This window comes from Acidocella sp. KAb 2-4, from assembly GCF_020567705.1.
Classification (GTDB): Bacteria; Pseudomonadota; Alphaproteobacteria; order Acetobacterales; family Acetobacteraceae; genus Acidocella.
Window position 1 is genome coordinate 267,411 of the sequence record NZ_JAJDJU010000001.1, and the last position, 22,705, is coordinate 290,115.

A 22,705-nucleotide genomic window follows, 5' to 3' on the forward strand; every position below is an offset into this window, starting at 1 on the left:
GTCCCGGTTTTACTTGGATCGGCCAGCCAGTTGGGCTATCTGGGCGGCATGAAGCATCTCCCCCTCGCCGCCGTGCTCGCCTTGCTGCCCGCCCTCGCCCTTGCCGATTCGCCCGCTCCGCTCGGGGCCAATGGCGGCAAATATGGCGACTGGACAGCCGCCACCTACGGCACCGGCGCCGCCAAGATTTGCTACGCCTTCACCACCGCGCAGAGCTCGAAGCCCGACTGGAAGAGCCGCGGCAAGGTGATGCTGACCGTGACCGAGCGCCAGGGCTCGCGCGACGAGGTGACGCTGACCCCCGGCTACACCTATCTCAAGGCCGCCACCGTCAGCCTGAAAATCGGCACCACGCCCTTCGCCTTCTACACCCAGGGCGCCAACGCCTTCACCACCTCGGGTGGCGCCGTCGTCACCGCCTTCAAGGCGGGCGACGCGGTTGAGGCCACCGGCACCGGCCCGCACGGCCACCCTGTGGTGGACAGTTTTTCCCTCACCGGCTTCTCCGCCGCCTATAAGGCCATCAACGCCGCATGTCCGTAACCGATCTCACCGCCGCCGAGCGCGAGCGCATCCTCGCCAAGGCGGCGCATTTCTCCCCGCCCGAATACACCCTGCCCGACGGGCGGCGCGATCTCGTCGGCCTCTCGCGCGAGGAGCTGGTGGCCGAGATGGCGGCGTTCGGTGAGAAGCCCTTCCGCGCCAAGCAGCTTTGGCACTGGATCTATCACCAGGGCGTGCGCGATTTCGCCGCCATGTCCAGCATCGCGCGCCCCTTGCAGCAAAAGCTGGCGGAGCGTTTCGTCATCGGTCGGCCCGAGGTTGCCACCGACCAGCTCTCCAAGGACGAAACCCGCAAATTCCTGTTCCGCTTCCGCGATCACGAGGCGGTGGAAACGGTCTACATCCCCGACCGCCAGGAGGATCGCGGCGCGGTCTGCCTGTCCTCGCAGGTGGGCTGCACGCTGTCGTGCAAATTCTGCCACACGGGCACGCAGCGCCTGGCGCGCAACCTCTCGGCGGCCGAGATCGTCGGCCAGTTCATGGCCGCACGCGATGCCTATGGCGAATGGCCCAGCCCCAAGGGTGAAACCCCGCGCCTGCTCTCCACCATCGTGCTGATGGGCATGGGCGAGCCGCTGTATAATTACGAAAACGTGGCGAAAGCCATGAAGATCATCATGGACAATGAGGGTATCGCCCTCTCGCGTAGGCGCATCACGCTCTCCACCTCGGGCGTGGTGCCGATGATGGACCGCGCCGGGGCCGAGCTGGGCGTGAACCTCGCCGTGTCTCTACACGCCGTCACCGATGAGCTGCGCGACGAGATCGTGCCGCTGAACCGAAAATACCCGATCAAGGAGGTCATCGAGGCCTGCCGCCGCTATCCCGGCGCCTCGAATGCCCGGCGCATCACGTTTGAATACATCATGCTGCGCGGGATCAACGATTCCGAGGCCGATGCACGGGCGCTGGTGAAGCTGATCGCGGGCCTGCCCGCCAAGGTGAACCTGATCCCCTTCAACCCCTGGCCGGGCAGCGCCTATCAGCCCAGCACGCCCGAGGCCCTGAAGAAATTCGCCGCGATCGTGATGAACGCGGGCTATGCCTCCCCCATCCGCACCCCGCGCGGACGTGACATCCTGGCTGCCTGCGGGCAGCTCAAGAGCGCCGTGGAAAACGGCGCGGCGGCATAAAACCAACTGGAATTAAAAGTTTTTGTGGGGTTTGGGGGGCTTTTGAAAAAAGCCCCCCAAGGCTTTCGCCCCTTTTCCGCAAAAAAAGGGTAGCCCAAAAACCTTTATAACCTTTCGTCAATCACCCGGATCATCCGCGTCAGCACCTCGTTCACCGGGGTCGCCACGTCCAACTCACGGCCCAGCGCCATCACGGTGCCGCCGAACAGCTCCACCTCGGTCGGCCGGCCCGCCTCCACATCCTGCAACATCGAGGTCTTCTGCTCGGGCCCGAGCGTGCCGATGATCGGGAAGATCTTCTCGATGTCATCCTCGCGCAGATCGATGCCCTTGCGCTGCGCCACCGCCACCACTTCGCGGCAGGCCAGGCGCACCAGTTCGCGCAGCTCGTCGGAGCCATGGAATATGCCATAGGGCGCGCGCAGCACCGCCGAGAGCTGGTTGATGCCGACATTCAGCATGAATTTCCACCACAGCTCGCGCAGCATGTCCTCGGGCACGCGCGTTTTCAGCCCGGCCTTGGCGAACAGCGCCTGCACCGCCGCCACGCGCGGCGAGATCGCGGCGTTGCGCGCCTCGCCAAACACCGTGGTACCGGGCAGCGAGAAGCGCACCTCATGGCCCGTTCGCACCGCGTCCACCTGCACGGCGAAGGCGTAGAGCAGCTTCTCCGGCCCAAATGCGGCGCCCAGGATCTCCTCCGATGAAATCCCGTTCATCACCGAGAGGATCACCGTCTCCGGCCCCACATAAGGGCGCAGTAATTCCACCGCCTCGGGCAGTTGCTGCCCCTTCACCGCCACGATGATGAGGTCAGCCGGTGGCGCCGTCTCGCCAGGAGCGAGGTAGTTCAGCGCCAGCGCCTCGCCATTCACGCGCACGCCCTCGGCGCGGTAGCGGGCGATTCGCACCGCATCAGCCACCACGCGCAGCCCCAGCGGCGCCAGATGCCGCACATAAATCGTGCCCAGCGCGCCCAGGCCGCAAAGATAGATATTTCGCATCACTGCGCCATATCATCCCAATATGGACCTGGAAAAGCCAGATTTGTGCCACAACCGGCCAAGCATAACCGAGGGGTGGGCCCTCACCGGCCAAGGCTGACAACAGCGAAGGAGCGGAAACATGGCGGTTTATCTCATCACCGGCGGCGCGCGCGGGATCGGATCCGGCATCGCCCGGCGGCTGGCGGCGGCGGGTGGCACCGTCATCATCGCCGACCGGGAAAAGGCCCATGTGGACGGCGCGCGCAGCGTGATCTGCGATGTGGCGGACGAAGCCCAGGTCGCTAGCCTGCTCACCGGCATCGAGGCGGTGGAGGGCAAACTCGACGGCCTAGTCTGCAACGCGGGCGTCATGATCCGCAAGCCGGTGGAAGATCTGACGCTGGAGGAGTGGAACAGCGTGCTCGCCACCAATCTCACCAGCACCTTCCTGCTGGTGAAGGCGGCGGCCCCGCTGCTGCGCGCGGCCAGGGGCGCGGTGGTCACCATCACCTCCACCCGCGCGCATATGTCAGAGCCCCATACCGAGGCTTACAGCGCCTCCAAGGGCGGGCTGCTGGCGCTTACCCATGCGCTGGCCGTGTCGCTCGGTCCCGAGATTCGCGTGAACTGCATTTCGCCAGGCTGGATCAACACCTCGGGCGAAACCCTGAGCCCGGCTGACCATACCCAGCACCCGGCCGGGCGGGTCGGCACGGTCGAGGATGTCGCCGAACTCGCCGCCTTTCTGCTCAGCGGCAAGTCGGGCTTCATCACCGGGGCGGAATTTATCGCCGATGGCGGGATGACGCGGAAGATGATCTACGTCTGACGCCGCGCTTGACTCCGACTGTATTACGATATATCTAAACTGTATTCTGAATACAGTTGGAGCCAATCTCATGCGTCATTTTCATCAACACCGCCACGGCGGCGAATGCCGTCGCTTCGTCCGTGGCGAGGGGCCTCACGGCCGCGGCTTCGGGCGCGGCGGGCGGCTCGGGCGGTTTCTGGAGCACGGCGACCTGCGCGTGCTGGTGCTGCACCTGCTCAACCAGCAGCCCCGCCATGGCTACGACCTGATCAAGGAGATCGAGGGCCTGACCGGCGGCGCCTACGCCCCCAGCCCCGGCGTGATCTACCCCACCCTGACCATGCTGGAGGAACTCGGCCAAGCCGAAGCCGCCGCCGAGGGGGCGAAGAAGCTCTACAGCATCACCGCCGCCGGGCGCGAGGCGCTGGCGCAGAACGGGGCCGGGCTGGCCGCCATCATGGCCCGGCTGCAAGCCGCCACGCCCCGCGCCGCCGCCCTGCCGGTGATGCGCGCGATGGAAAACCTGAAGACCGCGCTGCGCCTGAAACTGGGCAGCGAGACCGTGCCGCCCGAAACCGTGCGCCAGATCGCCGATCTGCTCGACCAGACCGCGCGCCGCATCGAGGATCTCTAACGCTGGACGCCGCGACGCCGATGAGGGCGCCATCCGCCACGTTTCGCCCTCCGCGAGTCCATCGGCATAGAACGGCGCGGCTGACGAGGTTGGCGCGCGGCGCCGCAGGTGCTACCCGCCCGTTGTGAAACGTATCCTGAAATCCGCCCCCGCCCAGGCCGCGCTGGCTTGGCTCACGGTGGGGTATGTCAGCCTTGTCATCCGCACCCAGCGCTGGCGCATCGAGGGCGAGGAGAATCTGCGTGCGGCGCTCGACGGCCCGGTCATCGCCGCGCTGTGGCACGAGGCCCTGCCGGCCTCCGCCATTCTGTTCCGCGTGCTGCGCCGGCGCGGTATGCGGCGCGAGGTTGTGGCGCTCGCCAGCCTGCACCGCGACGGCCAGCTCATCGGCAACGCCTTCCGCCATCTTGGGATGAGTCTGGTGTCCGGCTCCTCCTCGCGCGGCGGGGCGGAGGCGCGCGAGGCCCTGAACCAAGCCCTGGCTGAAGGCAAGCATGTGGTGCTGACGCCCGACGGCCCTCGCGGCCCGCGCCGGATCGCCGCCCCCGGCGTGGCCCGCCTCGCCGCCACCAGCGGCAAGCCGGTGCTGCCCTTCGGCGTCTGGACCTCCCGCGCCATCGGCCTGAATTCCTGGGACAAGATGCGACTCGCCCTGCCCTTCGGCCGTGGCGTGGTCGCCATCGGTGCGCCCGTGCCCGTGCAGGGCAACTGGGAGGAATCGCTGCCCGCCATCGCGGCGGCGATCAGCGCCGTGCAGGATAAGGCCGCCAAGGGATGATGCTGCGCCTCTACGCCGCCGCCGCCACCCTCGCCGTCCCGGCCCTGCGCCGGATGCTCCGCCGCCGCGCCGCGGGCGGCAAGGAGATCGCTTCGCGCCTGCCCGAGCGCGAGGGCCTCACCGCCCTGCCGCGCCCCGCGGGCCGGCTCGTCTGGGTGCATGCCGCCAGCGTGGGGGAGACGATGTCCGTCCTCCCGGTGCTGCGCGAACTCGCGGCGCGCGGCTCGGTGCTGCTCACCACCGGCACCGTCACCTCGGCCAAGCTCGCCGCCGAGCGCCTGCCGTCGGGCGCGCTCCACCAATTCGTGCCGCTCGACGTGCCCGCCTGGGTCAACCGCTTCCTCGACCATTGGCGCCCCGATGCGGCGGTGTTCGTGGAGAGTGAGCTTTGGCCCAACCTGCTGCGCGGCTGCGATCAGCGGGGCATCCGCCGCGTGCTGCTGAATGGCCGCATCTCGGCCCGCTCCACCGCCCATTGGCGGCGCGTGCCGGGGCTGGCGCACGCGCTGCTCGGCGGTTTCAGCGCCATCCACGCGCAATCCACCGCTGATGCCGCGAATTTCCGCGCCCTCGGCGCGCCGCGCGTGCTAGAATGGGGCAATCTCAAATTCTTCGCCGCCCCGCTGCCGGTGGACGACACCGCGCTGGCCGCGTTGCAGGCCCGGCTCCCCGGCCCGGTCTGGCTGGCCGCCAGCACCCATCCCGGCGAGGAGGCGCTGGTCGCCGCCGCGCATCAAGCGCTGATCGCCGCCCATCCCGGCCTCGTCACCCTCATCGTGCCCCGCCACCCCGAGCGCGGGGCCGAAATCGCGGCGCTCTGCGGCAACGCGCCACGGCGCAGCCAAGGCGAGGCGCCGGTGCCGGGCCAGATCTACATCGCCGACACGCTGGGCGAGCTGGGGCTGTTCTTCCGTCTTGCCCCCTTCGCCTTCATCGGCAATTCCCTGGCCGGGTTCGGCGGCCATAACATCATCGAACCCGCCTTGCTGGCCCGCCCGGTCATCGCTGGGCCGCATCTGGAGAATTTCACCGAGGCCGCGCAGCGCCTCAGCGACGCCCGCGCCCTGGTGCGGGTGACGGATGCCGCGAGCCTCGCCGCCGCCGCGCAAACCTGGCTCACCGCGCCCGAGGCCGCGCTCGAGGCCGGCGCCCGCGCCGCCGCCTGCTTCGCCGAGGCCACGCATCTGCCCGCGCGCCTCGCCGCCCTGGCGCTGGAGGGCGCGGCATGAAGGCTCCCGGCTTCTGGCGCCATCGCGGCCTCCTTGCCCAGCTTTTGCGCCCCTTCAGCGTCATCACCCGCCTCGTCACCGCGCGGCGGATGCGCCGGCCCGGCTTCGCCCCTGGCATCAAGGTGATCTGCGTCGGCAATGCCGGGGTGGGCGGCGCGGGCAAGACCATCGTGGCGCTCGACCTGCTGGCCCGCCTGCCCGGCGCCTTCGCCCTCACGCGCGGCTATGGCGGCACGCTGGCCGGACCGGTGCTGGTCAACCGGAGCATCCACACCGCCGCGCAGGTGGGCGACGAGGCGCTGCTGCTGGCCCAGGCCGCCCCCACCGTGGTGTCGCGTGATCGCGCCGCCGGGGCCCGCCTCGCCTTGGCCGAGGAAGCCAGCGCCATCGTCATGGATGACGGGCTGCAAAACCCCACCCTGCGCAAGGATCTCGCGCTGCTGGTCATCGATGGCGGCTATGGCTTCGGCAATGGGTTGCTGCTGCCCGCCGGGCCGCTGCGCGAGCCGGTGGCCGAGGCCGCCGCGCGCTGCCACGCCGCCGTGCTGATCGGCGATGACGAGACCGGCGCACTCGCCGCCCTGCCGCCCGGCCTGCCCGTGCTGCGCGCCACGCTTGAACCCGATTGCGCCGAGAGTCTCGCGCGGCGGCGCGTGATCGCCTTCGCGGGCATTGGGCGGCCCGATAAATTCTTCCGCTCCGTGCTGGCGCTCGGCGCCGAAATCGTCAGCCGCCACGCCTTCCCCGACCATCACGTCTATGCGCCCGGCGACATCAACGCCCTGCGCGCCGAGGCGCTCGACAAGGCCGCCGCGCTGGTGACGACCGAGAAGGATTTCGTAAAACTGCCCGCCATGCTGCGCGGCGCCTGCGTGGTGGTGCGCGCCAGGCTGCGCTGGGACGACCCGGACGCGCTGGACGCCTTGCTGCAATGAGCCAGAGCAAAGTGAAACTCGGGCACCGCCTGGAGGCCGCCATCGTCTGGCTGCTGATCCGCGCCCTGCGCCCGCTGCGGCCCGAGACGGCCTCACGCATCGGCGGCGGCGTGGCGGCGGCGATCGGCCCGCTGATCCCCACCTCACGCATCGCCGACCAGAACCTCCGCCTCGCCATGCCCGAGCTGGACGCCGCCGCGCGCCAGCGGATCGTGCGCGATTGCTGGCGCAACCTGGGCCAGACGGCGGCGGAGCTGGTCTGTATGGACCGCATCCGCGAGACCGAAACCGGCCCCGGCTATAAATTCATCGGCTGGGAGGAGAACATCGCCCCGGCGCTGAAAAACGGCACGGGCGGCCCCTCCATCTTCATCACCGGCCATATCGCCAACTGGGAGATCACCCCGCCCGCCGCCTTCACCCGTGGCCTCGATGTCGGCTTCATGTACCGCGCCGCCTCCAACCCGCTGGTGAATGAGATGATCCTGCGCCTGCGCGAGGCCAATTCCGGGCGCAAGGTGACAATGTTCCCCAAGGGTGGGGCCGGGGCCCGGGCGGCTTATGCGCATCTGTTCAAAGGCGGGCATCTCGGCCTGCTGGTGGACCAGAAGCTGGATACCGGCATCGCCGCGCCGTTCTTTGGGCACGAGGCCATGACCATGGACGCGATGGCCGCCTTCGCCCTGAAATTCCGCTGCCCGGTCTTTCCGGTGCATGTGGTGCGCGTGGCCCCGGCGCGGCTGCACATCATCTGCGAGCCGCCAATGCCCCTGCCCGATACCGGCGACAAGAAGGCCGACACCCTGGCCCTGACCACGCAGATGAACCAAACGCTCGAACGCTGGATCAGGGAGGCGCCGGGCGCGTGGCTCTGGCTGCACCGGCGTTGGCCGAAAGCGCTTTACCGGCGTTAGCTCCGCGCCATCTGCCCGGCGCGGTGCAAGCGGTAATGCCGCCATTCGCGGTCGAGCGCGGCATTCACCTCGGCCCCGAACAGCACCACATAGGCCGAGATGTAGAACCACATCATCAGGCCGATCAGCGCCCCCAGCGGCCCATAAACCACGCTGTAGGCGGCGAAATGCCCGACATACAGCCCAAACGCCCAAGAGGCGAGCAGCCACAGCACAGTGGCGATCGCCGCCCCCGGCGCCTGAAACACCCGCCCCGCCCCGGCCGGGCCGTAGCGGTAGAGTAGCCCCAGCGCCAGCGCCAGGAACGCGACCATCACCACCGCGCCGATCAGCCCGACCAGCGCCGTCGCCGCGCCCGAGAGCCCCAGAAACGCCAGCGCCACCGGCAGGAAGACAAGAAACGCGATCGCCAGGGCGGTGCCGATGATGGCGATCAGCGTCATCCCCAGCGCCACCAGCTGGAAGCGGATCAGCCCGCGCGTCTCGCGCTCATGGTAAGCCAGCGACAGCGCGTTGAGCACCGATTTGGTGCCGGTTGAGGACGACCACAGGGAAATCCCCAGTGAGACCAGCAGGCTCAGCCCCAGCCCCTTGGCCGGCTGCGCCACCACGCTCTGGATACGGTCCGAGATAAGCGAAAACGCGGCGGGCGGCATGAAACTTTGCAGGTAATGCAACTGCGGCTGCACGGTTTGCGGGTTATACACCAGCCCGTAGAGCGAGATCAGCATGGTGATGGTGGGGAACAGCGCCAGCGTGGCGTAAAACGCGCAGCCCGCCGCCACCAGCGACACGCGCTGCGAGGCCGTCGCCCGCCCCGCCGAGAGCAGCGCGCGCCGCAGCAGCGGCCAATGCGCAAGGGAGATGAAACGCTCGGTCATCGCGCCCCGAATCTACGCGCTTCGCCGCGCCTGGCAAACCCGTCACGCGGCGGACATAAACCGCCTCAGCCTTCGAGCAGAAATGCCTTGATGCGCGCGATCGAGTCGGCATCCATCAGCGCCGGGGCGTGGCCGGCATCCTCCACCACATAGCCTTGCGCGCCGGTTTCCAGCATGCGCGCATAGGTCGGCTCGGTCAGCAAATCGCTCTCCCCGCCGCGGATCACCAGCCGGGGCAGACGGATCATCTCCCAGAGCGGCCACATATCCACGTCGATCGGCACCGAGGCGAGCAGCGGCTCGACGATCTTCGGGTCGTAATGCATGGCGAAGGCGCCTTCGCCCGTCTGGTCCAGCACCTGGCGGGCGGAGAACCGGGCCAGATGCGCCCATTGCGCATCGGTAAGCGGGCCGAAGGGGGCATGCACGAGCCGGAGATGCGCCTCCACCGCCGCCATCGAGACAAACCGCTCCGGCGCGGCGCTCAGATAATCGCGGATGCGCTTGAGCGACACCGCCGGAATATGCGGACCGACATCGTTGAGCACCAGCCGGGTGAGCGGCGTGTTTTGCGTGCCGCCGAGCATCATGCCGCAAATGCCGCCGAGCGAAGTGCCCACCCACGCCACCGGCTTGTTGAGCTGCGCCAGCAGATGCCCGAGCGCCACCACATAGCTCGGCGGCTGATAGGCCATCGACTCGCTCAGCCATTCCGACTTCCCGCGCCCCGGCAGATCCGGGCAGATCACGTGGAAGCGCTCGGCCAGCGCCTCGGCCAGCGGGTCGAAATCGCGCCCCGTGCGGGTCAGCCCATGCACGCACACCACGGCGGGCGCGGCGGGGTTGCCGAACTCGGTATAGGCCATCCTGAAGAACCGGGTACCGAACAGATACTCCACCGAACCAGACCGCGGCATAGACCCTCCATCGACCGAACCTAAATCCTGGCTTAAGGCTTAGAATATGCCACCCGCCTCCACAACCAGCCCGGCGCGTCTGGCGCTCATCGCCGTGCTGGCGCTGTGCGGGGCGCTTAATGGCGTCACCCTGCTCTGGCTGCTGCTGCGCCAGCCGCATTTCAACGCCGATTTCCTGGGTTTCTGGTCCTATCCGCGCTTCGCCCCACTGGCGCAAATCTACGACCCGCAGGCGATGGCGCGCTTCCAGCAGGCGCTCTATCCCGGCTTCAAGAGCTTCTACCCGTTCACCTACCCGCCGGATTTCCTCCTCGTCACCGGCTGGATGCGCGATTTCAGCCTCGGCGCGGCGCGCGATATCTGGACGGTCACCGGCCTCGCCGCCTTCCTCGCAGCGGGGCTCGCGCTGTTCCGGGGCCGGCCGCTGCCGGTGGTGGCGCTGCTGGCTAGCCCCGCGGCGCTGCTCTCGCTGGTGGCGGGGCAGACCGGCTTCTTCGCCGGGGCGCTGCTGCTGGGCGGGCTTGCATGGCTGCCCAGCAGCCCAGTGCTGGCGGGCATCGCCTTCGGCCTGCTTACGCTCAAGCCGCAAATGGGGTTGCTGCTCGCCGTGCTGCTGCTGGCGCGGGGCGCGTGGCGGGCGATCGCCGCCGCCAGCCTCACCGCGCTGGCGCTGGCGGCGCTCTCCTGCGCGCTGCTGCCGCCCGAGCTCTGGCGGCTCTGGCTGCACTCCCTGCCGCAGATCCAGCGCGATTACTTCGCGGGCGGCGTCAACCTCAACGTCATGATCACCCCGGCGGCGAATCTCGCGCATCTTGGCGTGCCCGTGCGCTTGCTCGGCGCGACCCAGGGGGTATGCACCCTGGCCGTGATCACTGTGATGGCGCTCATCGCCCGCCGGGCCGAATACAGCCTCGCCGTGGCGGCGCTGCTGGCCGGCACTTTCCTCGCCCAGCCGCATGCCTATGCCTATGATGCCGTCACCCTCCCCGCCGCGCTCGCGCTCTGTGCCCCGCCCCGCCCGGCGCCCTGGCAACTCGCCCTGGCGGCGGCGGTCTATCTGTCGCCACTGCTGCTGCTCACCCCGGCGGATGGCTGGTTTCTCTACGCCCCGCTGCTCGCCGTGTTGTTTGGCGCCATCGCCGCGGCGCCGCGTGCAAATTCCCTGTTGACGCGGCGGGGGGAAAGCCAAACATAGTCATGCAATGAGCTTCAAGCCGCCCCGCCGCCCGCATTTCTTCTACACCACGGCGCCACTGCCATGCCCCTATGTGCCTGGGCGCATCGAGCGCAAGGTGGTGACGGAGCTGGCTGGCGTCTCCGCCGAAACCCTGCATGACCGGCTTTCGCGCGGCGGCTTCCGGCGCAGCCATAACATCGCCTATGCCCCGGTCTGCCCCGCCTGCTCGGCCTGCCTGCCCATCCGCATCCGCGCGGCGGATTTTACCCCCAACCGCACCCAGCGCCGCATCGCGCGGCTCAATGCCGATTTGCAGGTGCAGGAAATGCCGCCCCGCGCCACCGCCGAGCAATATCAGCTCTTCCAGGCCTATCAGCACGCCCGGCATGGCGAGGGCGACATGGCGGCGATGAGCTTTTACGACTACCGCGCCATGATCGAGGACACGCCGATCGAGACCTCGGTCCTCGAATTCCGCCTGCCGGACGGGCGGCTCGCCGGCGGCTGCCTCATCGACCGCGTCGGCGATGGGCTCTCCGCCGTGTATTCGTTCTTCGACACCGCGCTCGACGCCCGCTCGCTCGGCACCTACGCGGTGCTCTGGCTGGTCAGCCGCGCGGTGGAGCTGGGACTGCCCTATGTGTATCTCGGCTACTGGGTCGCGGAGAGCCGCAAGATGGCCTACAAGGCCAAATTCCGCCCCAGCGAAGTGCTGCGCGGTGGCCATTGGATGCCGTTGGCCGAGCCGCCGCGGATCACCCCGGCCAAGGCGCTGGCCGAGGCGTAGCCCCCGCCGCTAAAACCCGAACATGTGATCGAACGAGAACCCGCCCTCGCCGTCATCCACGCCGTGGAAGCCGAACAGCCGGCAGGTGGTGTCGCGGATCAGCACATAGCCGCTCTCGCCCGCCGCACTCAGCTCAGCGGGGGAGAAATGCGCCGAGGGCCGCACCAGCGCCGAGCCGGAGCAGGCAATGGCGAGATTCTTGCGGCAAATCTGCCGCCCGGCGCCGTCATATAGCTCCAGCACGGTGGTGGAGTGTTCCAGCCACGGCCCCGAGGCCGGGTAGATCAGCACGCAGAAACTCTCCCGCCCGCCGAAGCCGAGCTTGAGGAATAGCCGCGTGGACAGCCCCGGCGGCTTACCGGTGTAGCTCTGCGGCTCGTTTTTATAGACCATCAGCGTGTTGAAGATATGCCCGCCGAAGCTGCTCTCCGCCGCGTGGCCGCTTTGCCGGTCCTCGAAGCGGAACAGCGCGTGCAGCCAGCCATTGGCCTCGCCGCCAAAGCGGAAATCATAGACCAGCTCGGCATGGCCGCCCTCGGGCAGCGCGCCTTCGGGCAGCATGTCGTCGAGGTCGAAGGCGCAATCATGCTTGCGCGGCAGCACGCCGAAATAATGCTCGCCCAGCTTGCTGCCATCGGGGGCGAACACATCCAGCCTCAGCGGCGTGTTCTCCTCCGCAACCGCCATCGGCGTGGGCAGCACGATGGTGCGGAACCGCCCGCGCGGCAGCACCGGGAAGGGCAGCAGATAGCCGCGCCCCATCTCGGGGGACAGCGCCTTCAGCCCGGCATCGGACTTGAGGTCGGCGCGCTCGACATTCACATGCGCGATGCGCGTGCGCCCGCCGCGCGCCACCTCATAGCGTGGACGCACCACATGCCGCCCGGCCAAAACCTCAAGCTGCGCCGGCCATTTCAGGTCGGGGAACAGCGCCGCCACATCTAGCGCCAGCGTGGCGAAGGGCGGGATCTCGGTATCCAGCGCCACCGGCTTGCCCTCGCCCATGCGGTCGAGCGCCACCCCGCCCGCCGGAATGGCGACGGCATGGCTGTTTTGCAGCCACAGGATCACCCGCTCATCCGCGCCCGGCGCGGGCAGCCCGGCGAAGCGCTCCGAGGGCCAGGCATTGGCGTCATGCGTGCAGGAGAGCGAAGGCCCGCCATCGGTGGCATAAGTGTCCAGCGCGTATTTCACCACGTCATGTCCGGCGATGCCGGTGGCGTGGATGAATAACTGCCCGGTAAACGGCCCCAGCCCGAAACGCGCGCGCACGGTCTGGCTGTCGATGACATGCCCGCCCGGGCCGATCGGCGCGTCATCGGTCCATTCCGCCAGCACCTCGCCGCCCTGGCCGAACAGAATGTGCCTGAAGCGCACCTGATGCGCCCCATACCCGGCCCAGTAATTGGCCGTGGTCAAGCGGGTGGCGAAATGCCCGTCATCGCGGAAGAACACGAAATTGGTCGCGAAATTGCGCGCGTCCAGATAGCGCTCGGGCGCGCTCAGCCATTCGGCGGGCAGCTTCACCTCGTCCAGCGTGATCACCCGCGCCCCAGCCGGAATGAACCGCCCCAGCCGCTCGGCCACGCGCGGCGCGTCAAACGCCGCGATCAGCACGGTCTGCACCTGCGCGCCGGGCAGCGCCGTCAGTGGCCTCGCCTCGTGCCCGCCGCGCCTCCGGCCCAGGGCCAGCACGTCCTGCACATACACGCCCTCGACGTTGAAATCAGGGCAGAGCGCCAGCAGCGGGGCGGCGAAACCCTCGGTATCCACCACCGCCACCCTGCCGATATGCCGCGCCAGCCCCGCCAGAGCCCGCGCCGCCAGCGGATGCGCCAGCGCCTTGTAAACGGTGTTGCCGCCACGGACGTTATCGAAGGTCTCAATATCCAGCATTTCTTGCCTCACAGCCCTAGACGGCGGCGCAGCTCCGCCCCGGCTTCTGCCGTATCATCCAGCGGCGCGGTGTTCCATAGCTCCAGCCGCCCGGCGAAGTCGCGCACGCGGCCATCGCGCGCCAGCGCGTCCATGAATGCACCGATGCGCGCCGATTTGCCGGGCAGGCGCACCAGATACACCGGCACATGCGTCGCCACCGCCTCCGAGACCATCGACACCGAATCGGCGGTGACGACCACCGCGTCGGCGCAGGCGAGCATGCCGAAATACGGGTTCTCGCCGGAAAAATCCCAGATCCACGCCCCCAACGGCTCCAGCGCCGCGCGCAAGATGGCGATCACCTCCGGCGCGGTGCGGCGCGAGGGGGTGATGAGCAGTCCGGCCTCGCGCGCCACCTGGGCGAGTTGCGCAGCCAAGGCATGGGCCTGTGCGGCCTCAAACCGGTAGCGCCCGTTGGAGCCGCCCAACAGCACCGCCACCAGCGGGCGGCGATAGTCCGCGAAGCGCGCCGCCCAATGCTCCCGCTCCGCCGCGAGCCGCGCCTGGGTAACCCGGTGCAGCGCCGTGCGGGTGACGATCACATTCGGCCCCGAGATGCCGTCATGCCGCGCGGCCAGCACGGCGTCGAATTTTTCCAGCGCCATGCGCGGATGCTGGATCGCCACCGCCCGCACATCCTTGCGCCGCAGCGCTGCGGCCACCCGCGCCCCGGCCCCGCCCGCGCCCATCACCACCGGCGGCAGCGGCGTGGCGAAGGCATCCGCCTCCACCGCCAGGCGCGGGTTGAACCACAGGCTGGTGGGAATCCTGTCCCACGGTTTGCGGAAGCGCAGCGTGCGCAGATCTGGCGTCAGCCCGGCGGCCTCGGCCAGGCCCAGCGCCTGGTTCCGCAGCCCGGCGATGTCGGTGCAGAACAATCTCACAATCTCCATGCTCCGGCTTTGGCGGCGCCACGGCACGGCGTCAACCCGCGTGGATTGCGCCGCCCGCCAACCAAGCTACACTGGCGGACATGAATGCCGGTCCCTCGCGCGAGCCGCTGCCGACAAACACGACCCCCGCCGGGCTGCCGGATTTCCCCATGGAGATCGCGCCGCCCGACCTTGCCCCGTTCATCGCCGGCAATACCGGCATCCCCGGCTTCACCTTGCGCGATTCAGGAGCGCCCGGCCCGCATGTGGTGATGGTCTCGCTGATTCACGGCAATGAATTCGCCGGGGCGATCGCCCTGGCCGAGTTGCTGCGCGATGGCTTCACGCCGCTGCGCGGGCGACTGACCATCGGCTTCGCCAATCTCGCCGCCTTCGCCCGGTTCGACCCCGCCAACCCGCTCACCTCGCGCTATGTCGAGGAAGACCTCAACCGCGTGTGGGACGATTACCAGCTCTTCGGCGTGCGCCGCTCGGTGGAGCTGGCCCGCGCGCGCGAGATGCGCCCGGTGATCGACAGCGCCGATCTGCTGCTCGACCTGCATACCATGCTCTGGCCCTCCGAGCCGCTGCTGCTCTGCGGCGCGGGCGCGCGCGGGCGGGCGCTGGCCCTGGCCGTGGGCACCCCAGACCTGGTGGTGGCCGATGCCGGGCATGCTGGCGGCAAGAGGCTGATCGATTACGGCCGCTTCACCGAGGGCGCCGAGCAAAAAGCCGCCTGCGTGCTGGCCGAAACCGGCGAGCATTGGACGCAAAGCGCCGTAGCCCAGAGCCGCGCCACCATCCGCGCCATGCTGCGCCATGCGGGGATGCTGGCGGGCGGCGCGTCGGCGGCGCATCCGCGCTTGGCCGAGGTGGTGCGCACCATCACCGCGCGCACCAATCGCTTCCGGTTCACCCGCGCCTGGCGCGGCGGCGAGATCATCGCGCGCGCCGGCACCGTGATCGCGCATGACGGCGACACGCCCATCGCCACGCCCGAGGATGAGCTGATGCTGGTGCTGCCCAGCCTGAAGGTCTCGCACGGGCATACGGCCGTGCGCCTGGCGCGGGTGAAGGCGCCGCCCGTTTTGTAAACAAGCGGCGCCCAAAAACCTTTTATTTTCGAAACGTCATTAAAACTCCAGGCAGATCTTGCCGAAATGCTTGCCCGACATCTCATGCCGGAAGGCCCCGGCGATGTCGTCGAGCGGGAAGACGCTGTCGATCACCGGGCGGATGCCGGTGGCCTCCAGCCCGCGCACCATCTCCATCTGCTGGCGGCGGCTGCCGACGATGATGCCCTGCAACTTCGCCTGCTTGGCCATCAGCGACGCCGTCGGGATCTCGCCGCTGCGCCCGGTCAACACACCGATCAGCGAGATATGCCCGCCGATCCGGACTGCCGCCACCGATTGCGGCAGCGTGCCCGGCCCGCCAACCTCCACCACATGATCCACCCCGCGTCCGCTGGTGATCTCACGCACGGCGCGCCCCCATTCCGGCGTCGTCTTGTAGTTGATGGTATGCGCCGCGCCCATGCCGCGCAGCCGCTCCAGCTTGGCGTCGGAGGACGAGGTGGCGATCACCTCCGCACCCATGGCGCGGGCGAGTTGCAGGGCGAAGATCGAAACCCCGCCGGTGCCCAGCACCAGCACCGTATCGCCCGCCTTCAGCCCGCCTTCCACCACCAGCGCGCGCCAAGCGGTCAGCCCCGCCGTGGTTAGCGTCGCCGCCTCGGCATGGCTCCAGCCGCGTGGGGCATAGGTGAAAAACGCCGCGGGCAGGGTCACGCGCTCGCGGGCATAGCCGTCCACGCCGTCACCCGGCACGGTGGCGAAATTGCCGACCAGCGGCGCGCCATCCAGCCAATGTGGAAAGAAGGTGGTGACGACATGATCGCCCGGCTTGAACTCGGCCACCCCAGCGCCCACGGCCTCGACCACCCCGGCGCCATCGGCCATCGGGATGCGCCCCTCGGGCGTGGGGATGTAGCCCATCGCCACCGCGAAATCGTGATAATTGAGCGAGCTGGCTTGCAGGCGGACCTGGATCTCCCCCGCCCCTGGCGGCGGCGGTTCGGGCATCTCCACGATGGCGAGATTGTCGAGCCCGGCGGGGTGCTTGATCCTGATGGCTTTCATTGGTCCTCCCTTGAGTGTTTAGCGCAGCAGCGCGTTAGCCAGAGCCTCCCAACTGGTGGCGTCGGGTGCCAGCAACAAGCCCCCGGTGATATGCGAAGGGCGATATTCCGTGCCGTCGAAATGCCGCGAATAACCGCCCGCCTCACGGTGCAGCAGCCAGCCCGCCGCATGGTCCCAGGGCAGCAGCTTGCGGAACATCTGCACATGGCAATGCCCGCCCGCCAGCATGCGGTATTGATGCGCGGCGCAGCGGTAATCCGTCACCGCCGCCAGCCGGTCCAGCCGGTGCAGCACATGGCTGCGCAGCGGCTCCTCCATGTAGCGCCAGGACATCGAACCGAACATCTGCCCCACTGGCAGCGGCTCAGCCACGCGCAGCGGGCGGCGCGTGCCATTCGCGGCCTCCAGCCAAGCGCCCTGCCCGGCCAGCGCCACGGCGCAATCATCGCTCACCGGGTCGAAGATGAACCCGGCCTTGACCTCATCTTCCTCGACCAGCGCCGCCATCACCCCGAACAACGGCAGCTCGGCGGCGAAATTCGCGGTGCCGTCGATCGGGTCCACCACCCAGACGCGCCCCGGCTCGGCCAGGCGCTCGATCCGCGCCGTGCCTTGCGCCACCGCCTCCTCGCCGATCACGTCATCGCCGGGGAACAGCGCGCGCAGCCCCGCATACAGCGCCCGCTCGGCGGCCTCGTCGGCCACCGTCACCGGGTCCAGCGGGCCGGATTTGCTGCGTACGTCGCCGCCGCCGAGATGCTTGAAATAGGGCATGATCTCGGTGCGCGACACCTCACGCAGCAACGCGATCACTGCGCGCTGCTCGGCCGGGGTCACTGTGCCTCGAACCGCGCTTTGTCGGCGGCGGAAAGCCGCAGGCGCAGCCGCAGGCGCAGCCGCACGAATTCCTCGCCATCCTCGCGCTCCAGCACCTCGCCATGGCGGTAGAGCCAGGCCAGCTTCGCGCCATCGGCAACCGGGATGCGCAGTTCCACGACCTCCAGCCGCGCGGCGAGGCGGGTGTCGATCTGCGCCAGCAGCCGGGGCAGCCCCTCGCCGGTCAGGGCCGAGACGGCGATGCCCTCGCCCTGCACCACATGCGCCACCCCGCCCACGGCATCGGCCTTGTTCAGCACCTCCAGCGTACGTGAAGGCCAATCCTCGTCCAGCGCGCCATCCTTCACCATGCGCCCCAGCACGGCGCGCACATCCTCGGCCTGGGCCTCGGTGTCGGGGTTGGAAATATCGCGCACATGCAGCAGCAGATCGGCCTCCGCCACCTCTTCCAGCGTGGCGCGGAAGGCCGCGACCAGCTCGGTCGGCAGTTCGGAGATGAACCCCACCGTGTCGGAAAGGATGATATTGCGCCCCGAGGGTAGGGTGAGCCCGCGCATGGTCGGGTCGAGCGTGGCGAAGAGCTGGTTCTCGGCCATCACCGCCGCCCCGGTAAGGGCGTTGAACAGCGTGGATTTGCCGGCATTGGTGTAGCCCACCAGCGCCACGATCGGATACGGCACCTTCTTGCGCGCGCCGCGATGCAGCCCGCGCGTGCGGCGCACCTCCTCCAGCTCGGCTTTCAGCCGCACGATGCGGTCGCCGATCAGGCGGCGATCCGCCTCGATCTGCGTCTCGCCCGGCCCGCCCAGGAAGCCGAAACCGCCGCGCTGGCGCTCCAGATGGGTCCAGGAGCGCACCAGCCGCGAGCGCTGATATTCGAGATGCGCCAGCTCCACCTGCAACGCGCCCTCGCGCGTGCGGGCGCGGGCGCCGAAGATATCCAGGATCAGCCCGGTGCGGTCGATCACCTTGGCGCCCCAGGCTTTCTCCAGGTTGCGCTGCTGCACCGGGGTCAGGGCCGCGTCCACCACCACCACATCCACGGCGGCGGCGCGCAGCGCGGTGGCGGCGATCTCCACCTGCCCCTTGCCCAGCAGCGTGGCCGGGGTGAGGGCGCGCAGCATGAAGATCTGTTCATGCACGATCACCAGCCCGATGGAGGCGGCGAGCCCCACGGCTTCAGCCAGCCGGGCTTCGGCCGAGCGCAACGGATTCCCCGTGCGCGCGGCGTCCTTATCCCAGGGCAGGAGGATGGCCGCCCGGCTGGGCGGCGGCGCGGTCTCGATCAGCCTTCGGAATCCGGGTCGTATTGCGGTTCAGGAGCACGGTGCAGCTTCAGCGTGCTGCCGCCCTCGGCCGGCGCGGGCGCGGCGCCCTCGGCGCGGCTGGCGTCGAACAGCATGATCGGCGCGCCCGGCATCACGGTGCTGATGGCGTGCTTATATACGAGCTGGGTATGCCCGTCGCGGCGCAGCAGCACCGAGAAATTGTCGAACCAGGTGATGACGCCCTGCAGTTTCACGCCGTTGACAAGAAACACCGTCACCGGCGTCTTGCTCTTACGAACGTGATTCAGGAATACATCCTGTACATTTTGTGATTTTTCGGTGGCCACGGCGGAATCCTTATTTTTGTCGCCTGTTCCGGCGATGTCTGGTTGATCTAGTCTAAAAGCCTGAAGTTTCCGGCGGCTGCGTGGCGCGCGCCGCCGGTGTCCGCGATTATATCGAAATTGTGCGCCGCGGCAACCACGTGCGCGCAGACCGGCTAGAACCGGGTGGAGATGGCCACCGAGCCATATTGGAAGGCCGGAGCCGAGTGCCGAAATTCCGGCGTTTCAATCGTCTCCACGGCGGAAATGCGCATACCCCCAAGGATGACCGCCGCACCGAATTCCAAATCCCCCTGCAGCGGAATGAGCGAGGTGCCGCGGCTGCTCGTGAAATCATTGCCCTGGATCAGCATGTCATGCGCCACCACGCGGCCCAGCACACCGCCAAACACATACCAGCTTAACGCCTGCGTCGGCGTATAGGCATCGGTGCCTGAGAGTTGCGGCTGGATCACCGCCGGGCCGAAATCGGCGTCCAGCCCCTGCCCAAAGCGCAGGATGCCGCCCGCCTGGGCATAAATCTCGGTATTGCCCACCTGCCCGGTCATCTGCGGCAGCACCTGCACATCCACCCCGCCGATCTGGCCGACATCCTCGCGCCAGATCCGTCCGCCATAGACATTGAGGGTCGGCTCGTTGCGCAGCTGATAGTGCCAGCCGCGGTTCGGGGTCTGGCCGATGATCTCATGGAAGCCGTTCTGCACCGACTGCCCCAGCGAATCCGGCCCGACCACGCCCAGCGCCACGCCCGCCAGACTGCGCGTCTCCGTGGTGTCCTGAATCAGCCCGACACGCAGGCTGAGCTCACCGGCATAGGGCCGGTCCTTGGGGTTGGGGTTATAGAGCTGCGTGTTGGTGGGGGTGAAAATCACCTGCTGCAGGTCGATCTCCATGCGCTGCGTGCCTTCGCCAAAAAGCCGCCGCCCCAGCCCGGAGACAAAGCCCGGCACATCACCCGTGGGGGTGACATAGCCCAACCGCTCGCCGGAGGTGTAAAGCCTGTCGGTGCTGGGAATGGAGAGCGCATCATTCTCGAGTTGTATGGTCAGGATGCCAGCCGGGTCAGGCGGCGGCGTCGCGGCGCGGGCGGCGGGCGCCAGCAAAACCAGCGGGCTAAGGGCAATGAGCGATGAACGCAAAAAAGTTTTCATTAGGTCAGGCACCAGTGCATGGTGGAGGTGTGACCAAGTTGTAACCCATAGCCGCGAGAATGGAACTACCGTTCTCGGCTCGTGCACAGCGCAAGATCGAGCAGACGCTCCAAAACCTCCGCCTCCTGCGCCCCGGCGATGGCGTGTTCGCCGTCGATCAGCAGACAGGGCACGCCATTAATTCCCAGCCTGTGCGCGTGGAGATTCTCGGCATGCACGGCATCCGCGCCCTCTTCGGTGGCGAGAAACGCCATCGCCGCGCCGGGGTCGGCGCCAAGCTGCGCCGCCAGTCCTGCAAGGACAGCATGGCTGCCAATATCCAGCCCCTCGACGAAATGCGCGGCGAAAATCCGCTCCACCAGCCGGTCCGCGACTCCGTGCCGCCCGGCCCAGCGCACGAGCCGGTGCGCATCCACCGAGCTTGGCGTGCGGCGGATGGCGGCGAAGTTGAAAGCAATTCCCTCCGCCGCGCCCAGCTCGGCGATCGAGGCATAAAGCCGGCGCGCGCGGTCCTCGGCGCCGAATTTGCGGATCATGTAGTCAGCGCGCGGCATGCCGGTGCGCGGCATGTCCGGGTTGAGCAAAAACGGGCGCCAGCTGAGTTCGACATCGAGATCCTGCCGCCGTGCGAGCAGGAAGGACAGCCGCTTCACCCCCAGATAACACCAGGGGCAGACGAAATCGTACACGACCTCGACAACCAGCCGCGCCGGAAGGGGGGCGAGGATATTCATGACAGCGCAGTCTAGCCGATATGCCGCCCGGCGGCGAGAGAATTAACCCGCCGGCCTTGCCCCGGCGGCGGCGCGGCGCGATATGGCGGGGCGAAATCTCTGGAGACCCGCTCGTGACACGTCTTTCCGCCGCCCTGTTCGCCGCTCTGCTGCTGCCCGCCGGAACCGCCCTGGCCAGAGAATCGATGACCCCGCCGTCCTCGGGCATCACCGTGCATCTGTTCGGGCCGAACTCGGTGCTGAACAACGTCATCCCCGGCGGCGATGGCGGCAATGGCGGCGCCACCGCCAGCACCCCGGAAAACGGCGCCAGCGCCGCGCCGGATAACGGCTCCCTGCTGCATGAAATGTTCGTCACCGGCGACCCGAGCGTGCCCAGCAGCGCCCGACTCTCCAAGGGCAAGACCGGCGGGCAGTAACACCCGCCGGCACCGGCTCAATCCAGCGCGCGCAATTCGTCGGCGCGCTGCTCCATGTGTTTGGCGACATCGTCCAGCCGCCAGGCCTCGATATCGTAGAACGTGACATAGCCGCGCTTCTTCACGTCGATCTCGCTGAAATGATCCGCGATCGGCGTGAGCCCGCCGGCCTTGGCCTGGGCCAAGGTCAGATGCCCGTCATGCGTGGTGTTGGCGGCATAGAATTTCATCAGCATCTCATCGGGGCCAAGGCCGCGATGGTGCCATTTACCACCCCCCGGCCCCCAGCCTCCGATCATGCCATCAGGCCCACCGAAATCGGGCGGGGTCGCTTGGGCGCTCTGCGGGGCGGCGGGCGCCGCGCTTTGCGCCAGGGCGAGGCCCGGCAGCAGCGCGATGCAGGAGGCAAGCAGAATACGGCGCATGGGGTGGTCTCCTTGTCGTGAACAAACGCCACCCTGATGCGCCCTGATTGTAACCAAGGTGTCTCCGCTCTGTGACAAACAAAAAACGGCGCCCTGAGGCGCCGTTTTCCGTAATCCGTCTGGTTCCGCTTAGCGGGAGTAGAATTCCACCACCAGATGCGGCTCCATCTGCACCGGGTAGGGCACATCGGCCAGCTTCGGCGCGCGCAGGAACTTGCCCTTCATCGCGCGGTGATCGACCTCGACATATTCCGGCACGTCGCGCTCGGCGGACTGCGCGGCATCGAGCACCACGGCCAGCTGCTTCGACTTCTCGCGCACCTCGACCACATCCTCGTCCTTCACCTGGAAGGAGGGGATGTTCACCTTCTTGCCGTTCACCATCACGTGGCCATGGCTGACCAACTGGCGGGCGGCGAACGGGGTGATCGCGAATTTCAGGCGGTACACCACCGCGTCCAGACGGCGCTCGAGCAGCTCGATCAGGTTCTCCGAGGTGTCGCCCTTACGGCGCACGGCTTCCTCGTAATATTTGTGGAACGCCTTTTCGGAGATGTTGCCGTAATAGCCCTTCAGCTTCTGCTTCGCCATCAGCTGCACGCCGAAATCCGACGGCTTCTTGCGGCGCTGGCCATGCTGGCCGGGGCCATATTCACGCTTGTTCACCGGGGACTTGGCGCGGCCCCACAGGTTAACGCCCAGACGGCGGTTGATCTTATACTTACTCTCGGTGCGCTTGGTCACGGCGCTGAAACCTTTCTTGTTAAAATTCCGCCAGTAGTCCCTCCCCTGCAAATGCAGAAAAGAGCGGGCGCGGGCGACCACCGCCC

Annotated in this window: 25 protein-coding genes; 12 read left to right on the forward strand and 13 right to left on the reverse strand. The window is 68.1% G+C overall.

The window, feature by feature from the left end; genetic code table 11:
- Positions 1-48 precede the first annotated feature (48 nt).
- Both LI953_RS01310 and rlmN read left to right on the forward strand, forming a co-directional pair.
- Complete coding sequence (locus LI953_RS01310; RefSeq protein WP_227074158.1) at positions 49-543, forward strand: invasion associated locus B family protein; 495 nt, start codon at positions 49-51, stop codon at positions 541-543.
- Positions 534-1,697: a 23S rRNA (adenine(2503)-C(2))-methyltransferase RlmN gene (gene rlmN / locus LI953_RS01315; protein ID WP_227074159.1), complete on the forward strand. Its 1,164-nt coding sequence runs from the start codon at positions 534-536 to the stop codon at positions 1,695-1,697. The genes LI953_RS01310 and rlmN overlap by 10 nt, the downstream gene beginning before the upstream one ends.
- 104 nt (positions 1,698-1,801) lie before the next feature.
- On the opposite strand, the gene LI953_RS01320 is transcribed toward rlmN, so the two are convergent.
- Entirely contained in the window at positions 1,802-2,701 is a 900-nt protein-coding gene (locus LI953_RS01320) for a ketopantoate reductase family protein (protein WP_227074160.1), read from the reverse strand.
- 121 nt (positions 2,702-2,822) lie between these two features.
- Here LI953_RS01320 and LI953_RS01325 point away from each other — a divergent pair, with 121 nt between their 5' ends.
- From LI953_RS01325 to LI953_RS01350, 6 genes are all read left to right on the forward strand, one after another.
- On the forward strand, positions 2,823-3,512 hold the full coding sequence (locus LI953_RS01325) for an SDR family oxidoreductase (RefSeq protein ID WP_227074161.1): 690 nt from the start codon (positions 2,823-2,825) through the stop codon (positions 3,510-3,512).
- A gap of 70 nt (positions 3,513-3,582) precedes the next feature.
- Positions 3,583-4,128, forward strand: a complete 546-nt coding sequence (locus LI953_RS01330; protein WP_227074162.1) for a PadR family transcriptional regulator — start codon at positions 3,583-3,585, stop codon at positions 4,126-4,128.
- A gap of 124 nt (positions 4,129-4,252) precedes the next feature.
- Entirely contained in the window at positions 4,253-4,906 is a 654-nt protein-coding gene (locus LI953_RS01335; protein WP_227074163.1) for a lysophospholipid acyltransferase family protein, read from the forward strand.
- On the forward strand, positions 4,903-6,135 hold the full coding sequence (locus LI953_RS01340) for a 3-deoxy-D-manno-octulosonic acid transferase (protein WP_227074164.1): 1,233 nt from the start codon (positions 4,903-4,905) through the stop codon (positions 6,133-6,135). The genes LI953_RS01335 and LI953_RS01340 overlap by 4 nt, the downstream gene beginning before the upstream one ends.
- Positions 6,132-7,070 carry a tetraacyldisaccharide 4'-kinase gene (gene lpxK / locus LI953_RS01345; protein WP_227074165.1) on the forward strand — a complete coding sequence of 313 codons (939 nt, stop codon included), beginning with the start codon at positions 6,132-6,134 and terminating at the stop codon, positions 7,068-7,070. The genes LI953_RS01340 and lpxK overlap by 4 nt, the downstream gene beginning before the upstream one ends.
- Positions 7,067-7,984, forward strand: a complete 918-nt coding sequence (locus LI953_RS01350; protein ID WP_227074166.1) for a lysophospholipid acyltransferase family protein — start codon at positions 7,067-7,069, stop codon at positions 7,982-7,984. Before lpxK ends, LI953_RS01350 begins: the two co-directional genes overlap by 4 nt.
- On the opposite strand, the gene LI953_RS01355 is transcribed toward LI953_RS01350, so the two are convergent.
- Positions 7,981-8,865, reverse strand: a complete 885-nt coding sequence (locus tag LI953_RS01355) for a YihY/virulence factor BrkB family protein (RefSeq protein WP_227074167.1) — start codon at positions 8,863-8,865, stop codon at positions 7,981-7,983. The two genes, LI953_RS01350 and LI953_RS01355, sit on opposite strands and share 4 nt — an antisense overlap.
- A 65-nt stretch (positions 8,866-8,930) precedes the next feature.
- The gene (locus tag LI953_RS01360) at positions 8,931-9,782 is read right to left on the reverse strand and encodes an alpha/beta fold hydrolase (RefSeq protein WP_227074168.1); all 852 of its coding nucleotides are present in this window, start codon (positions 9,780-9,782) and stop codon (positions 8,931-8,933) included.
- Positions 9,783-9,828: 46 nt separating this feature from the next.
- Between LI953_RS01360 and LI953_RS01365 the strand changes: the two genes are divergently transcribed.
- A complete protein-coding gene (locus tag LI953_RS01365) occupies positions 9,829-10,977 on the forward strand; it encodes a glycosyltransferase 87 family protein (RefSeq protein WP_227074169.1) in 1,149 nt (382 codons plus the stop codon).
- Positions 10,978-10,984: 7 nt separating this feature from the next.
- Positions 10,985-11,746: an arginyltransferase gene (locus LI953_RS01370; RefSeq protein ID WP_227074170.1), complete on the forward strand. Its 762-nt coding sequence runs from the start codon at positions 10,985-10,987 to the stop codon at positions 11,744-11,746.
- A gap of 9 nt (positions 11,747-11,755) precedes the next feature.
- On the opposite strand, the gene LI953_RS01375 is transcribed toward LI953_RS01370, so the two are convergent.
- Both LI953_RS01375 and LI953_RS01380 read right to left on the reverse strand, forming a co-directional pair.
- Positions 11,756-13,642: a hypothetical protein gene (locus LI953_RS01375; protein ID WP_227074171.1), complete on the reverse strand. Its 1,887-nt coding sequence runs from the start codon at positions 13,640-13,642 to the stop codon at positions 11,756-11,758.
- 8 nt (positions 13,643-13,650) lie between these two features.
- Positions 13,651-14,577: a mitochondrial fission ELM1 family protein gene (locus LI953_RS01380; RefSeq protein ID WP_227074172.1), complete on the reverse strand. Its 927-nt coding sequence runs from the start codon at positions 14,575-14,577 to the stop codon at positions 13,651-13,653.
- Between the two features lie 80 nt (positions 14,578-14,657).
- Here LI953_RS01380 and LI953_RS01385 point away from each other — a divergent pair, with 80 nt between their 5' ends.
- Entirely contained in the window at positions 14,658-15,650 is a 993-nt protein-coding gene (locus LI953_RS01385; RefSeq protein WP_227074173.1) for a succinylglutamate desuccinylase/aspartoacylase family protein, read from the forward strand.
- Between the two features lie 39 nt (positions 15,651-15,689).
- Here LI953_RS01385 and LI953_RS01390 read toward each other — a convergent pair whose 3' ends face one another.
- The 6 genes from LI953_RS01390 to LI953_RS01415 form a co-directional block, all read right to left on the reverse strand.
- Positions 15,690-16,697, reverse strand: a complete 1,008-nt coding sequence (locus LI953_RS01390; protein ID WP_227074174.1) for an NAD(P)-dependent alcohol dehydrogenase — start codon at positions 16,695-16,697, stop codon at positions 15,690-15,692.
- An 18-nt stretch (positions 16,698-16,715) separates the two neighbouring features.
- The gene (locus LI953_RS01395) at positions 16,716-17,534 is read right to left on the reverse strand and encodes an inositol monophosphatase family protein (RefSeq protein WP_227074175.1); all 819 of its coding nucleotides are present in this window, start codon (positions 17,532-17,534) and stop codon (positions 16,716-16,718) included.
- Positions 17,531-18,820: a GTPase HflX gene (hflX, locus tag LI953_RS01400; protein WP_227074226.1), complete on the reverse strand. Its 1,290-nt coding sequence runs from the start codon at positions 18,818-18,820 to the stop codon at positions 17,531-17,533. Before hflX ends, LI953_RS01395 begins: the two co-directional genes overlap by 4 nt.
- Entirely contained in the window at positions 18,820-19,149 is a 330-nt protein-coding gene (hfq, locus tag LI953_RS01405) for an RNA chaperone Hfq (RefSeq protein WP_227074176.1), read from the reverse strand. The genes hflX and hfq overlap by 1 nt, the downstream gene beginning before the upstream one ends.
- 152 nt (positions 19,150-19,301) lie before the next feature.
- The gene (locus tag LI953_RS01410; protein ID WP_227074177.1) at positions 19,302-20,297 is read right to left on the reverse strand and encodes a lipid A deacylase LpxR family protein; all 996 of its coding nucleotides are present in this window, start codon (positions 20,295-20,297) and stop codon (positions 19,302-19,304) included.
- A gap of 65 nt (positions 20,298-20,362) precedes the next feature.
- Positions 20,363-21,031: a DsbA family oxidoreductase gene (locus tag LI953_RS01415; RefSeq protein ID WP_227074178.1), complete on the reverse strand. Its 669-nt coding sequence runs from the start codon at positions 21,029-21,031 to the stop codon at positions 20,363-20,365.
- Between the two features lie 113 nt (positions 21,032-21,144).
- Between LI953_RS01415 and LI953_RS01420 the strand changes: the two genes are divergently transcribed.
- On the forward strand, positions 21,145-21,450 hold the full coding sequence (locus tag LI953_RS01420; RefSeq protein WP_227074179.1) for a hypothetical protein: 306 nt from the start codon (positions 21,145-21,147) through the stop codon (positions 21,448-21,450).
- A gap of 17 nt (positions 21,451-21,467) precedes the next feature.
- Here the strand turns inward: LI953_RS01420 and LI953_RS01425 are convergent, their stop codons facing one another.
- Positions 21,468-21,875, reverse strand: a complete 408-nt coding sequence (locus LI953_RS01425; protein WP_227074180.1) for a hypothetical protein — start codon at positions 21,873-21,875, stop codon at positions 21,468-21,470.
- A gap of 129 nt (positions 21,876-22,004) precedes the next feature.
- The gene (gene rpsD / locus LI953_RS01430; protein WP_227074181.1) at positions 22,005-22,619 is read right to left on the reverse strand and encodes a 30S ribosomal protein S4; all 615 of its coding nucleotides are present in this window, start codon (positions 22,617-22,619) and stop codon (positions 22,005-22,007) included.
- Positions 22,620-22,705: the final 86 nt, after the last annotated feature.